Here is a 14,643-nt window from a genome sequence, read left to right on the forward strand (position 1 = left end):
TACGTGTAGGTTAAGCTACTCCTATTCCCACGGGTAACACCAGCAGCACCTGGTGTGTGCACCGCAGGTTGCCGGTGTGCTGGATGTGCCGGCACGCTCCGGTGGAGGACCTCCGGCAGCGGTGCGGCCCCTGCCGGCACCACAGCCGGGCCGCGCTGATCCGGCATGTGGTGGGGGAGGGGCCGGCGGGCGCCGGCGCAGAAACACCAGGGACGCGTGCGGCAGCCACGGCACTGCGCGAGGTCGGCTTCACCGCGGAGTGGCGCCGTGCCGACGGCGGTGGACGCATGGTGCGCCGTACAGCGGGCCGGTCGTTGCGAGCCGAGCAGGCCTACAAGGAACCCGGGATGCCGCTCTCCCTCCAAGAGCAGGACCGGCGACGGCAGGCCTACTTCGCCGCCGAAGTGGCTCTCCACGCCTGCGACGACCCGTCAAGACTCGACATGCCGCTGGTCCATGCCCACGGTGCACCGACCCTCGTGGCGGGGCCCGCGGACAGCTCATGGATGCGGTTGCCGCGGCACTGGCGGAACTGGAACTGCCCGTCCTCGCCGACGATCCGCATGAAGACAAACGCCGTGGGACACGAGTACCGCCACAGCCGGGCCGCGATGGCCGCCCGGGCGCTGGCGGAAGCCTCCTCCGCACCCCGAACGCCGGAGACGAAGAAGCGGCCGAAGTGCCAAGTCACCCCGCCCGGCCGCGCGGAAGCCGACAGCCGACGACGTCCTCCAGACTCCGCCCAGGCATGCGTGGCCCGTGCCTTCCCAGCGGAAAGGTGGACCACCGTGGCAGGCAGCCTTGCCGCAGCCCTGCACCTCTGCGTCGCGCACTTCCGGGGGCGAGCCACCAAGGAGGTTCCGCGGCCAAGGGGATGCTGCGGCGCCGTCATCGCTGATTGCCTGTCAGCCGGTCCTGTACCTGCGGGCGACGGGTTCACGGGGCCCGTGTCGCCCAAAGCGCCCAGCGGCCGGGCGGTTGGGATATGGGCGGAGGCCGCAAGCCACCCCGGGCCCCGGCGGCTCGATGCAGCGGATAGAGCCACCGCCGGCGTCATGCCGGCGTCCGCCGTCTGCGGTTGATGCCGCGCACCGATAACCACAGCGCAATGGGTGCCGCGTGTACGGGGAATGCACGCTGGATGTGCGCTTCAGGTTCAGGGGTGTGGGGAGGAGAGGAAGGTTGTCTGCGTCCAATCCCTGAGGCGGACCGGTTCGCTGCGGTGGACGCGTTGATCGGCAGCCGGGCGGTGCTGCCGCCGCCTGAGCGGGAGCGGCTGCGCAAGGCGCACGGGCTGACCCAGGACGAGCTCGCCGACACACTGCAGGTGCGGCGGGCGACGGCTGCGCAGTGGGAGAAGGGCGTAGGGTCGCCCCGAATGCGAGGTGTACGCGCACCTGCTGGCCCGGCTGGCGAGGCCTCACCCTGCCGACGGCACCCGCCCCCGTCTCCGGCCCGGCCCCCGCCGCCCCGACGCGCCCGGGACTGTGCCCGGCCCCGTCATGCCCGGGACTGTTCCTGGCCCCGTACGCCGCGCCTGCGCCGGCGTCCCATGCTCTGGCGGCGGGCGCCACGCCACCCGGGACCCCGCCGCGGAGCCGGCGCCCGCGCCGACCCCGACGTCGGGCAGCGCGTCCGCCGCCGGGGATCCCGTACCAGCACCCGAGGCGAACCCGCCCCCACCCCGGGCCCGGGGCGCCCCGGCCGCACAGAAGGCGGGCGCGGGGCGCCGCCCGGTGAAGAACCGCCGCGAAGCGGAACCCGGCTGACAAGAACCCCCGCCACCAAACAGGCACCCGGCCCGCCGGACCCGCGCGCTTCGCGCACGGCCCCCTCGTCGTCCTCGATGGCGACGGGCAGGCCTACGGCGCCGGCGGCCTGCTGCTGGAGTGCCCCGCCACCACAGCGGTGAGCCGGCGGCAGGTTGGGGGCGTGGGGGAGGCGCAGTCGGGGGCCGTGCGGCTGCACCGCAACGGGCAGGACGCCGACCCGTCGTCCTCACCACCTCCCGCGGCGAACGCCTCGGCCTCCCGCCGGAGTTCGAGAACCAGTCGACGTCCGCGACCGGCATGCGCCTGCCGGAGAACCACCCCGTCCTCAAGCGAGCCCAGTGGCAGCTCACGCGCCGCGGCTTCGGCCCCTGGCCGCGCATCTGCCCCGCCGAGGGCGGCCGGCGCCGCTGCGTGCAGCTGGCCTACCGCTGGGCGCCTGGACACCGCGCCTGGCAGAGCGCCGGCCAGCTCCCGCGGCGGACGCGCAGTGCTGGGGCGACTACGCCACCCGCGTCCTCACCCCCCGCCGTGCGGACTGAGCCATGCACGCGCTGCGCCCGCCCACCCGCGCGGTACGCGAGGAGTCCACGGGACGGGTACCGGGCCCGCTGCCCGGCTCCCTCACGCAGGCCCCATGGGTGCCTGAGACACGGCCCCAGAACACCCCCCTGGCCCAGGGCTGCGACGAAGACGACTTCCTGAACGAGGAGGCCTTCACGGGACCGACGTGTCACCGACGCCGAATGCCACCTCCCTGACGCGATCGGCCTGAGATGCTACACGGCCTTCGCCGCCGCCGCCAACCGGCTGCCCGCTGGGCCTCGGCGCCCCCCGAGCACGTCACCCACCCCCGGTTCGACAAAACCCTGCCCGGCTCCTGGCTGGTTGACCTCTCCCACACTCCCTCGGCACCCGCCCAACCCGTTCACTCCGCACGGCGAACCCCCCGAAGGCCCGGCCTGGTACGCCACCCCCCGCCAACTACGACATCACCCCCACAGAGGCCTATGTACGCCGCGAGGCGGCCCGAGTCCGGACCCCGTAGCGGCTGCGCTGACGCCTACCATGCACCATGGAAGCCCTCGGCGTCACCCCCGGCATGAACGAGACCGTGATGGACAGCCACAAGCACCGGGACGCGGCAGGCCGCGGTGCTCTCCGCCATCAAATCCACCGTCAAGGGTGGCCTCGGCAAGCTCCGGCCAGCGCCCCACGGCATCGACTACCAAGACGGGGAGCCCTGGCCGGCCCTGGAACGCCCACCTGGGCCGCCCCGACATCGGCGCCGCCGTCATCTCCGCCGCCCGCGAGGAAGACGGCTCGCGAACACGCCGGCCTGTTCCCTCTCGCTGCCCTCCGACTGCGCTCGCTCTCCCCGAGCCTGTCGCCGCGGACAGCCGAGGGCAAGCCGCTGCCTGGGCGGCTTCCGCCTCGGCCTCAGCCCCGGCATGGTCAAGCCGGAGGGCGTCCAGCCCTTGTGGTGGGCGGCCCAGCTGCTGGAAGAGGGCCACAACCCGGCCCGCCACATCGACGCCGGGGGCACGGAAGGGGAGTAAACGGCCCACGGACGATCGAGGACGGCCTGGGAGCGGGCCACCCAACAGCACACCACCCGCCCCATCCCCAAACTCGACCGGCGCAGATGCGCTACCTGGTCAGAGAGTGAGAAAGGCTCCACCCGGGCCGTCGCCCAGCGCCTCGGCATCAGCCAGCGCACCGTCGAGCGCTACATCAAGGGCCAGCTGGAACCCGCCGCGACCTGGCCGGGGAAACCGGAGGGCGAGGTACGCCGCCGCTGGCAGCCACGCGTCAAACAGCGCGCCCAGAAGAAAAGCCGCCACTCACGGCGGCATGAAATCTCCACCCGGGCACAGTTCGGTTCACCGTGCGGCGGGCACCACCGACCAGGACCGCATCCGCCGCATCACCCAGACCCTCCCCCCGCCTACGCCCAACAGTCCTTCACCTCCCGAGGCGAGGGCCAGGGCGTAGGAAGAGATGAAGATCGTCGCCGACGGCCTGAAAGTAGCTATCAAAGACGGCGGACGCCGCGCCCGCAGCCTCGACGAAGCTAAATGACCGCAATCCAGCACATCGATTTCGGCTACTAAAACCCCGCACTGCCCCGGGCAGAACAGGCCCCGCACCGCACTACGCAAGGCCGGCAGCGGCCGGACGTGAAGCGGCAGCCCCGATGCCCTGCAACGCTGGCTGGGGCCGGCCATCAAGCTGCTCCGCCAGCTACGCAGTGGGGTTGGGCCCAGTCGAGGCCTAGTTCGGCGAGCGCAGTACGTTGTTCGTAACTGAGTTCGCCGTGCCGGGTTTTGGTATTCGTCAGCCACACCCCCAGTTTTACGAGGGGTGCTGTCGTCGGTCCTCGTGGGCGCGGGGGACCATGGTGATCTCTTCGCGCTGAATGTACTGCTGAAGCGCCGTCAGGTGACGCGTGAAGGCCGCGGAGGGCTTCTGCGGCCCACGTGCTTCTCCGGAAGAGGGCTGTTGGGCCGCTCCACGCCGAGTGCGGTGAGCGGGTCGCGCCGTGAAGGAGAGAGAGCCGGTCTACTGGCGGCGTTGCCGCGGCACCAGCCACCGGCCCCAGGTCGTCGCCGTCATGGAGGACGCCGGTGAGTATGGGGCAGCGTGCCGTCTGGTTCATCGGCGGCCAGTGCTCCGCAGCACGGCATAGTGGCGCTGCCGATCAAAGCCCAGGGGGCAGTTCCAGTCCGCGTCCAGCGCCGAGAGCTGCGCGTGGCGCCGCGCGGCACGCTGGACGTCCTCGCCCAGCCCACCGGGCGGCGCAGGTTTGCCGATCAGCTGCCCGACCGGCTCCTCCAGCCACACCGCCACCTGTCGGCGGCGCCAGATGCCCGAAGGCCTCCCCGGGCAGTCGTGGAGGGCGGCAAGTTTGCGCTCCCACGCCTCGTCCCCGGGCTCCCACACCATCCCCGCCGCATCCAGCTCGGCGACGCGGTGGGCTTCCAGCTCGCCGCGGCGCCGGGCGCTGCTGCCGCGCTGCACCCACCGCCCCAACGGGCAGACCCCGACGGTGATTCGCTGTCGTAGGGGACCGACACCGACCCCACGTGGCCGGTGTTCGGCCCGCTACACGCAGCGCGTTCAGCCTCGAGCCGCACGACCGACTCGGGCGGTAGAGGCCGCGGGTGCGCAGAAACGCGGCGACGGGCGGCGGGTCTCGCTGGGTGGCAAACCGCAACAGCGTCGATTCCTCCCCGGCCCTGAACCTCGCCGGTGTCTGCGGTCGCTCTCGCCGCTCCCCGCGCGGGGAGAACGGCGAGAAAGAGCCGGCTGGCGGCTCAGGGCACGGGAGGCCAAGTTCACCAGGCGCTCGGAGTGTGAATGCAGCCCCTGCAAACGGCCACGAGCGGCTCGTAGGCGGCACTGGCCAGCATGTCCTCAGCCTCCTCGCCCGGCGCGACAAGAGACAGGGACCACTAAGCGCCACCTTCTCCCGCCCGTCACGGGAGGGACGCAGGGCGCGGCCGATGTTCGACCTGGGAGCCGCGGGGCGTCGGCGAACCCGCCGCCACCCCGACCTCACCGGTGATGTCCACCCCTTCTCCCAGCACCCACCGAGGCGAGGATGCCGCGGTTGATGCGGCGCCCCTCAAGCGCGAGACCGTTGGCGAACCGGTGCAGCACCTCCCTGCCGGCGCGCCCCCATCCTCGCGCTGACCACACAGCCAGTCGGCGTGCACCCGGTGCTGCTGCATGTGCTGCCCGGGATCGTCCGCATACAGCTCCTCGGCGTCTCCGGCACCTCCGCGACGCCTCGGCCTCGTCCACCCGCTGATGGGGAACCGTCATCACCGTCGGGGACACGGTGCCGGGCCGCAGTCGAGCAACGCCGCCTGCAGAAACGCCCATGCACTCCTCCTCGCCGGCCACCCAGCGGCACAGGATCACGGATCTCCAGGATCCGGGACCCTTGCCAGACCCGCGCTCAATCGCCTCGGCCAGACCGAGATCGACCACCTGCGGCCCGTACGTCCCCTCGGGATCGGTCATGCTCGCGATCACGAGGGCCGCCCCACCCTCCCGGCCCCGCGGGCCCGAGGCAGCAGTCAGGTACAGCCGCCGCGCGCACGCAATCCGCGCATCATCATGGATTGCCGCCCAGGGCGGCCCATGTCCCGGCCTGGTGCGCCTCGTCCACGATCCCACGTGTCGAAGCCGCCGAGCTGCTGCCGGTGAACATCTCCGGTCGCGGTCCGACGGACCCGGCACCATGTGCCCGAGCCCCTCCGGCGCCTCCCGCTCCACCCCAGCGACGCGTAGGGTGGCCAGGCACCCCCACGACACCGGCCCGAACCGGCCCCTATAAGCCGAGCTGGATGGGATTGGTAGTACAAGGCACGCCCAGCCTCTCCAGGACCTCATCTCCGTCCAGCGAGCACACCGCGTTGTACCCGCGATGCCCCACCTCCCGCCAGGAGCAGCAGCCGTCTGCACCGAGGCAAGGTCGAGCGTGGGGACCAGCACCATAGAATCCGGGCCCGCGGGGAACATTTCCAGTGCACTCGCAGCGGCCGTGTACCGCTCACCTTGTCGCCTACACCGCGATCGCCCGGCCCTCCCGTTCGGGCCTCCCGGAAGCAGCAGAGAATCCGAACGCATCCAGGATGCGTACACAGGCCTCGACCTGATGCTTCCGCAGCTGAATGTGTGTTACCCTCCACCCTCACATTGCGAGCTGAGGTGGCCCGCTTTCGACCCCGCAGCGTAGAGCGCCCCTCGGACTTACTTCCGGCATCGCGTACAGCCTCTGACACCTCGAACAGCTCCCGCTGCCCCCAGAGTTCTCCACCCAGCACACCCACAGCGCCTGGGCACGTGGCCACCGGTGGCTGCGGGGAACGGACTCGCGTTCCCCCGGGCCTTCCGATGCCTCGAGCGACGTACGGCTCAGTGGGGGTGTGGCCTAGTTCTGCAGAGTCTACAGAGGTGCATCACTCCCCACGATGGAAACCCCTTTTCCACCTTCCCAGTGCCCGTCCGTACCTGGACTTCCCGAAGGTAACCATCCTGGCCCGCGATAGCGGTAATTTTTTTTTTTTTTTTTTTTTTTTTTTTTTTTTTTTTTTTTTTTTTTTTTTTTTTTTTTTTTTTTTTTTTTTTTTTTTTTTTTTTTTTTTTTTTTTTTTTTTTTTTTTTTTTTTTTTTTTTTTTTTTTTTTTTTTTTTTTTTTTTTTTTTTTAAAAAAAAAAAAAAAAAAAAAAAAAAAAAAAAAAAAAAAAAAAAATACATCGCTGCGCGATGTGCAAGCGCCCGCCCGTACGATCCGCTTCGCGGATCGTACGGGCGGGGCCGGCCCGCTTCGCGGGCCGGGGCTCGGCTTCGCCAAGCCTGACCCCTTCGCTTCGCTTCGGGGTCTGCGGGCCGCGTTGCGGCCCGCCCCCCTTCGAGGCTCAACTCCCGTGCTTCGCACGGGAGCTTGTGGGCGCTTCGCGCCTGGGGCGGGTCCGCTTCGCTCCCCCCGCCGAGAGTGCTCTGGCTTCGCCTACGCACTCTCGGGCCCGCTATCGCGGGCCAGGATGGCTACGGGAAGTGGGGTGCGGGCGGGTACTGGGAAGGTCGGAGAGGGAACTGCATCGTGAGTGATGCAGTATGTAGACTCTGCAGAACTAGGCCACACCCCCACTGAGCCGTGGTCACCGAGGCGGAGTCGCGGAAAGGGAACGCGAGTCCGTTCCGCAGCCGCCGGTGGCCACAGTGCCGAGGCGCTGTGGGTGTGCTGGGTGGAGAACTCTGGGGGCAGCGGGAGCTGTTCGAGGTGTGCGGCCCGAGGGAGTTCGCGATGCCGGAAGTGTTCCAGGGGGCGCTACTACGCTGCGGGGGTACCGGAGCTGAAGCTCGGCAGGAGAGGCCTCAAGTCGCAATGTGAGGGTGGAGAGTGACGCACATTCAGCTGCGGAAGCATCAGGTCGAGGCGAAGAGCCGCATCCTGGATGCGTTCGGATTCTCTGCTGCTTCCGGGAGGCCCGAACGGGAGGGCCGGGCGACCGCGGTGTCAGCTACCGGGAGCGGTAAGACGTACACGGCCGCTGCGAGTGCGCTGGAGATGTTGCCGCAGGGCCGGATTCTGGTGCTGGTCCCCACGCTCGACCTGCTCGTGCAGACGGCTGTCTCCTGGCGGGAGGTGGGGCATCGCGGGTCCATGGTTGCGGTGTGCTCGCTGGAGGGCGATGAGGTCCTGGAGAGGCTGGGCGTGCCTTGTACTACCAATCCCATCCAGCTCGGCTTGTGGGCCGGTTCCGGGCCGGTGGTCGTGCTGGCCACCTACGCGTCGCTGGTGGAGCGGGAGGCGCCGGAGGGGCTCGGGCGCATGGTGCCGGGTCCGGTCGAGCAGGCGATGGCCGGTGGACCGGAGATGTACGGGCAGCAGCTCGGCGGCTTCGACCTGGCGGTCGTGGACGAGGCGCACCGTACGGCCGGGGACATGGGCCGCCCCTGGGCGGCGATCCATGATGATGCGCGGATTGCGTGCGCGCGGCGGCTGTACCTGACTGCTACTCCCCGGATCCTTGCGGCGCCCCGGCCGCCGCGGGGCCGGGAGGGTGAGGACCTCGTGATCGCGAGCATGACCGACGATCCCGAGGGGACGTACGGGCCGCAGGTGGTCGATCTCGGTCTGGCCGAGGCGATTGAGCGCGGGATTCTGGCGGGGTTCGAGATCGATGTGCTGGAGATCCGTGATCCTGTGCCGCTGGGTGAGGAGGCCGGCGAGGAGGAGTGCCGTGGGCGGCGTCTCGCGTTGTTGCAGGCGGCGTTGCTCGAGCATGCGGCCCGGCACGATCTGCCGACGGTGATGACGTTCCATCAGCGGGTGGACCAGGCCGAGGCGTTCGCGCGGAAGGTGCCGGAGACGGCCGAGGAGCTGTATGCGGACGATCCCGGGCAGCACATGCCGCCGCGCCGGGTGCACGCCGACTGGCTGTGTGGTGAGCACGAGGTGGCGCACCGGCGGGAGGTGCTGCACCGGTTCGCCAACGGTCTCGCGCCTGAGGGGCACCGCATCAACCGCGGCATCCTCGCCTCGGTGCGGGTGCTGGGAGAAGGGGTGGACATCACCGGTGAGGTCGGGGTGGCGGCAGTGTGTTTCGCCGACGCCCGCGGCTCCCAGGTCGAGATCGTGCAGAACATCGGCCGCGCCCTGCGTCCCTCCCGTGACGGGCGGGAGAAGGTGGCGCGGCTGATCGTGCCTGTCTTCCTCGCGCCGGGCGAGGAGGCTGAGGACATGCTGGCCAGTGCCGCCTACGAGCCGCTCGTGGCCATTTTGCAGGGGCTGCGTTCGCACTCCGAGCGCCTGGTGGAGCAGCTGGCCTCCCGTGCCCTGAGCCGCCAGCCGGCTCTTTCTCGCCGTTCTCACGGCGCGGGGAGCGGCGAGGACGAGACCGCAGACACCGGCGAGGAAGAGGTTGCGGAGACGGGCCGGGAGGTGGAATCGACGCTGTTGCGGTTTGCCACCCCACGCGACCCGGCCGCCGTCGCCGCGTTTCTGCGCACCCGCGTCTACCGGCCCGAGTCGGTGGTGTGGCTGGAGGGGCTGAACGCACTGCGCCGGTGGCGGGCCGAACACGGCCACGTGGGGTCGGTGTCGGTCCCCTACGACAGCGAAATCACCGTCGGGGTCTCCCAGTTCCCGCTGGGGCGGTGGGTCGCGCAGCAGCGCAGCGCCCGGCGCCGCGGCGAGCTGGAAGCCCACCGCGTCGCCGAGCTGGATGCGGCGGGGATGGTGTGGGAGCCCGGGGACGAGGCGTGGGAGCGCAAACTTGCCGCCCTCCACGACTACCGGGCCACGTTCGGGCATCTGGCGCCGCGGCAGGATGCGGTGTGGCTGGAGGAGCCGGTCGGGCAGCTGATGGCGAACCTGCGCCGGCCCGGTGGGCTGGGCAAGGACGCTGAGCGTGCCGCGCGGCGCGGCGCGCAGCTCTCGGCGCTGGACGCGGACTGGAACTGCCCCTGGGCTTTGGACTGGCAACGCCACTATGCCGTGCTGCGGGACCTGGCCGCCGATGAACCAGACGGCACGCTGCCCCCCATCTCACCCGGCGTCCTCCATGACGGCGACGACCTGGGCCGGTGGCTGGTGCGGCAACGCCGCGGCTGGAACCAGCTCTCTCCTTCACAGCGCGACCGGCTCACCGCACTCGGCGTGGAGCCGGCCCAACAGCCCTCTTCCGGCCCGGAGGAGGGTGCGGCGCGTGGGCCGCAGAAGCCCTCCGCGGCCTTCACGCGTGGCCTGACGGCGCTTCAGCAGTACATTCAGCGCGAAGAGACCACCATGGTCCCCCGCGCCCACGAAGAACGCCTCGACGACGGCACCCTCGTAAAACTCGGGGTGTGGCTGACGAATACCAAAACCCGGCGCGGCAAACTCAGTTACGAACAACGTACTGCGCTCGCCGAACTAGGCCTCGACTGGGCCCAATAAACCGCACTGCGTGCTGTTTCGACGGACGGAGCAGCTGATGGCAGCCCCGGCCGGCGTTCAGGGCATGCGGCGTACTGCGGCTTCACGTCCGGCCGCTGCCGGCCTTGCGTAGTGCGGCGGTGTGCGGGGCCTGTTCTGCCCGGGGCAGTGCGGGGTTTTAGTAGCCGAAATCGATGTGCTGGATTGCGGTGATTTTGACTTCGTCGAGGCTGCGGGCGCGGCGTCCGCCGTCTTTGAAGTAGGCCTCTTTCAGGCCGTCGGCGACGATTTTCTTCATCTCTTCCTCGCCCTGGCCCGTCGCCTGGGCGGTGAAGAGCTGTTGGGCGTAGGCGGGGGGGAGGGTCTGGGTGATGCGGCGGATGCGGTCCTGGTCGGTGGTGCCCACCGGCGCGGTGAAGCCGAACTGTGCCCGGGTGGAGATTTTGATGCCGCCGTGAGTGGCGGCTTTCTTCTGGGCGCGCTGTTTGACGCGTGGCTGCCAGCGGCGGCGTACCTCGCCCTCCAGCTTTCCGGCCAGGTCGCGGCGGGGTTTTTTCAGCTGGCCCTTGATGTAGCGCTCGACGGTGCGCTGGCTGATGCCGAGGCGCTGGGCGACGGCCCGGGTGGAGCCTTTCTCGCTCTTGACCAGGTAGCGCATCTGCGCGGGTGCGGTTTTGGGGATGGGGCGGGTGGTGTGCTGTTGGGTGGCCCGCTCCAGGCCGTCCTCGATGGTGCCCATGGCCGTTTACTCCCCTTCCGTGCCGGCGTCGGTGCCCTTGATGTGGCGGGCCGGGTTGTGGCCCTCTTCCAGCAGCTGGGCCGCCCACCACAAGGGCTGGACGCCCTCCAGCTTGACCATGCCGGGGCTGAGGCCGAGGCGGAAGCCGCCGGGCAGCGGCTTGCCCTCGGCTGTCCGCGGCAACAGGTCGAGCGGGGAAGGGCTCGGGGAGGGGTAGACGACGCAGTCGGAGAGCACCGCGAGAGGGAACAGGCCGGCGTGTTCGGCGAGTTTGCGCATCTTGCGGTGCATGTTGATGCGGGCGGCGGAGATGACGGCGGCGCGGATGTCGGGGCGCCAGGTGGGGCGTTCCAGGGCCGGCCAGGGCTCCCCGTCTTGGTAGTCGATGCCGTGGGGGCGCTCGCGGAGCTTGCCGAGGCCACCCTTGACGGTGGATTTGATGGCGGAGAGCACCGCGGCCTGCCCCGCGTCCCGGTGCTTGTGGCTGTCCATGGCGGTCAGGAAGTCACTCTCGTTCATGCCGGGGGTGACGCCGAGGGCTTCCATGGTGGTCAGGTAGGCGTCGCGCAGCCGCTGGTACCAGGGGTCCAGATACGGGCCGGCCTCGCGGCGTACATAGGCCTCTGTGGGGGTGATGTCGTGGCCGAGTTCGGCGGCGTAGGCGAGGGTGGGGGTGGCGTACCAGGCCGGGCCTTCGGGGGGTTCGCCGTGCGGAGTGAACGGGTTGGGCAGCCGCGGGTCGAGGCGGATGTGGGAGAGGTCAACCAGCCAGGAGCCGGGCAGGGTTTTGTCGAACCGGGGGTGGGTGACGTGCTCGGGGGCGCCGAGGCCGACGGGCAGCCGGTTGGCGGCGGCGGCGAAGGCCATGTTCACGTCCAGGCCGATCGCGTGCGGGAGGTGGCATTCGGCGTCGGTGAGCGCGTCGGTCTGCCGGGTCCACTCGAAGGCCTCCTCGTTCAGGAAGTCGTCTTCGTCGCGGCCCTGGGCCAGGGGGTGTTCTGGCGGTGCCTCGGGCGGGGCCGGGTCGAGGGCCTGCGTGAGGGAGCCGGGCAGCGGGCCCGGTACCCACGTGCCGGTGGACTCCTCGCGTACCGCGCGGGTGGGCGGGCGCAGCGCGGTCATCAGCTCCAGTCCGCACACGGCGGTGGAGCCGCGGGGGGTGAGGACGCGGGTGGCGTAGTCGCCCAGCACTGCGGCGAGTTCGGCCGGCGGGAGCTGGCCGGCGCTCTGCCAGGCGCGGGTGTCCAGGGCGCCCCAGGGCAGGATGGCCAGCTGCACGCAGCGGCGCCGGCCGCCCTCGGCGGGGCGGTAGATGCGCGGCCAGGGGCCGAAGCCGCGGCGCGTGAGCTGCCACTGGGCCTTGCTCAGCTGCTTGAGGACGGGGTGGTTCTCCGGCAGGCGCATGCCGGTCGCGGACGTCGACTGGTTCTCCAACTCCGGCGGGAGGCCGAGGCGTTCGGCCGCGGAGGTGGTGAGGACGAGGAGCGGGTCGGCGTCCTGCCCGTTGCGGTGCAGCCGCACGGCCCCCAACTGCGCCTCCCCCAGCGCCCACTCCACCAGCTGCACCACTGTGGTGGCGGGGCACTCCAGCAGCAGGCCGCCGGCGCCGTAGGCCTGCCCGTCGCCATCGAGGACGACGAGGGGGCCGTGCGCGAAGCGCGGGTCCGCCGGCGGGCCGGGTGCCTGTTTGGTGGCGGGGGTCTTTGTCGCCGGGTTCCGCTTCGCGGCGGTCTTCTTCACCGGGCGGCGCCCCGCGCCCGCCGCCTTCTGTGCGGCCGGGGCCACCGGGCCCGGGGTGGGGGCGGGTTCGGCCTCGGGTGCTGGTACGGGATCCCCGGCGGCGGACGCGGCTGCCGACGTCGGGGTCGGCGCGGGCGCCGGCTCCGCGGCGGGGGCGGGTGCCGGGGTGGACGTAGCGGCCGGCTCCGCGGCCGGAGCATGGGACGCCGGCGCAGGCGCGGGTACCGGGCCAGGAACAGTCCCGGGCACTGACGGGGCCGGGCCGTTAGCGGTCCCGGGCGCTGTCGGGGCGGCGGGGGCCGGGCCGGAGACGGGGGCGGGTGCGTGGCCGTCGGCGGGGTAGAGCCTCGCCAGCCGGGCCAGCAGGTGCGCGTACACCTCGCGTTCGGGCGGACGCGGATCGGTACGGCCCTTCTCCCACTGCGCCACCGTCGCCCGCCGCACCTGCAGTGTGTCGGCGAGCTCGTCCTGGGTCAGCCCGTGCGCCTTGCGCAGCCGCTCCCGCTCGGCCGGCGGCGGCAGCACCGCCCGGCTGCCGATCAACGCGTCCACCGCAGCGAACCGGTCCGCCTCAGGATCCGACACAGACAACCTCCCTCTCCTCCCCCACCACCCTAAACACTGAAGCGCACATCCAGCGTGCATTCCCCGTACACGCGGCGCCCATTGCGCTGTGGTTATCGGTGCGCGGCATCGACCGGCAACAGCGGAAGACACCGGCATGACGCCGCAGTGGCTCTATACCGCTGCATCGACACCGCCGGGGCCTGCCTTGCGGCCTCCGCCCATATCCCAACCGCCCCAGCCGCTGGGCGCTTTGGGCGACACGGGCCCCGTGAACCCGTCGCCCAGCAGGTCGACGTCGAAGGTGCAGGACCGGCTGACAGGCAATCAGCGATGACGGCGCCGGCGGCGGTGCGCCGAGCGGCGTCCCCCTTTGGCCACAAACCTGTTTTTGGTGGCTCGCCCCGGTACTTACGTGCCATGCACCGTTGAGAGGTGCAGGGCTGCGGCAAGGCTGCCTGCCACGGTGGTCCACCTTCCGCTGGGAAGGCACGGGCCACGTGCCTTACTGCTGGGCGGTGCTGGAGGACGTGGTCAGCAGGCTGTCGGCTTCCGCGCGCGTGAGGTACTGCGCCAAGCGCAGTAGTCCTTGGCACTTCAGCCACTCTTCGTCTCCGGCGTTCGGGGTGCAGGAGGAGGCTTCCGCCAGCGCCCAGGCGGCCATCGCGGCCCGGCTGTCGTCAGGGCCAAGGCGGTGCTCGTATCCCACCGCGTTTGTCTTCATGCGGATGTCGTCGGCGAGGACGGGCAGTTCCAGTTCCGCCAGTGCCGCGGCAACCGCGTCCATGAGCTGTGCATTCCGCCGGCCCCGCCACGAGGTCAGTGCCGCGTAGGCGCCATGGACCAGCAGCATGTCGAGTCTTGACGGGTCGTCGCAGGCGTGGAGAGCCACTTCGGCGGCGAAGTAGGCCTGCCGTCGCCGGTCCTGCTCTTGGAGGGAGAGCGGCATCCCGGGTTCCTTGTAGGCCTGCTCGGCTCGCGAGACGACCTCCACGGCCCGCTGTACGGCGCACCATGCGTCCACCGCCGTGCGCACGGCGTCGCCTTCCGCGGTGAAGCCGACCTCGCGCAGTGCCGTGGCTGCCGCACGCGCTCCTGGTGTTTCTGCGCCGGCGCGGGAGTGTGGTTCCGGCCCCTCCCCCACCACATGCCGGATCAGCGCGGCCGGGCTGTGGTGCCGGCAGGGGCCGCACCGCTGCCGGAGGTCCTCCACCGGAGCGTGCCGGCACATCCAGCACACCGGCATACTGCAGTGCGCACACCGGCACATCGTCTGCGCGCTGACCGCCACCTCCTGCCGGCGCAGTTCACGCATCGCCTTCTCCAGCGCCACGCATCCCTGGGCACATCGACGCTTCCCCTCGCCCACGACCGTTGTTTCCTTTCCTCTTTGAGGC

General features: G+C 70.5%; 7 protein-coding genes and 1 pseudogene. 3 read left to right on the forward strand and 5 right to left on the reverse strand.

The annotated features are described in order from the left end of the window. The first annotated feature begins 1,141 nt into the window (after window positions 1–1,141). Window positions 1,142–1,912, forward strand: a complete 771-nt coding sequence (locus tag AC3AGO_RS00005; RefSeq protein WP_487817966.1) for a helix-turn-helix domain-containing protein — start codon at window positions 1,142–1,144, stop codon at window positions 1,910–1,912. Then, window positions 1,885–2,474 (forward strand): annotated as a pseudogene (locus AC3AGO_RS00010) (hypothetical protein). The gene AC3AGO_RS00005 and the pseudogene AC3AGO_RS00010 overlap by 28 nt, the downstream one beginning before the upstream one ends. Before the next feature lie 1,950 nt (window positions 2,475–4,424). On the opposite strand, the gene AC3AGO_RS00015 reads toward AC3AGO_RS00010, so the two are convergent. Together AC3AGO_RS00015 and AC3AGO_RS00020 are read right to left on the reverse strand one after the other, a co-directional pair. After that, window positions 4,425–4,790 carry a hypothetical protein gene (locus AC3AGO_RS00015; protein WP_487817967.1) on the reverse strand — a complete coding sequence of 122 codons (366 nt, stop codon included), beginning with the start codon at window positions 4,788–4,790 and terminating at the stop codon, window positions 4,425–4,427. A 1,936-nt stretch (window positions 4,791–6,726) separates the two neighbouring features. Then, window positions 6,727–7,134: a hypothetical protein gene (locus AC3AGO_RS00020; RefSeq protein ID WP_487817968.1), complete on the reverse strand. Its 408-nt coding sequence runs from the start codon at window positions 7,132–7,134 to the stop codon at window positions 6,727–6,729. A 549-nt stretch (window positions 7,135–7,683) separates the two neighbouring features. On the opposite strand from AC3AGO_RS00020, the gene AC3AGO_RS00025 reads away from it, so the two are divergent. Continuing rightward, window positions 7,684–10,224 (forward strand): helicase associated domain-containing protein, encoded by a 2,541-nt coding sequence (locus tag AC3AGO_RS00025; RefSeq protein WP_487817969.1) that lies wholly within the window; start codon window positions 7,684–7,686, stop codon window positions 10,222–10,224. A gap of 157 nt (window positions 10,225–10,381) precedes the next feature. On the opposite strand, the gene tpg is transcribed toward AC3AGO_RS00025, so the two are convergent. From tpg to AC3AGO_RS00040, 3 genes are all read right to left on the reverse strand, one after another. Further along, window positions 10,382–10,942 (reverse strand): telomere-protecting terminal protein Tpg, encoded by a 561-nt coding sequence (tpg, locus tag AC3AGO_RS00030; RefSeq protein ID WP_487817970.1) that lies wholly within the window; start codon window positions 10,940–10,942, stop codon window positions 10,382–10,384. A 6-nt stretch (window positions 10,943–10,948) separates the two neighbouring features. Further along, window positions 10,949–13,267 (reverse strand): telomere-associated protein Tap, encoded by a 2,319-nt coding sequence (tap, locus tag AC3AGO_RS00035; RefSeq protein ID WP_487817971.1) that lies wholly within the window; start codon window positions 13,265–13,267, stop codon window positions 10,949–10,951. A gap of 484 nt (window positions 13,268–13,751) precedes the next feature. Continuing rightward, complete coding sequence (locus AC3AGO_RS00040; protein WP_487817972.1) at window positions 13,752–14,579, reverse strand: hypothetical protein; 828 nt, start codon at window positions 14,577–14,579, stop codon at window positions 13,752–13,754. Between the last annotated feature and the right edge of the window lie 64 nt (window positions 14,580–14,643).

The sequence above is a fragment of the Streptomyces sp. BL1 genome (assembly GCF_057628045.1).

Bases quoted from the DNA above. Each gene is read 5' to 3' on its own strand.
- AC3AGO_RS00005 (WP_487817966.1), top strand. From the start codon at position 1,142: ATGTGCGCTTCAGGTTCAGGGGTGTGGGGAGGAGAGGAAGGTTGTCTG.
- tpg (WP_487817970.1), bottom strand. From the start codon at position 10,942: ATGGGCACCATCGAGGACGGCCTGGAGCGGGCCACCCAACAGCACACC.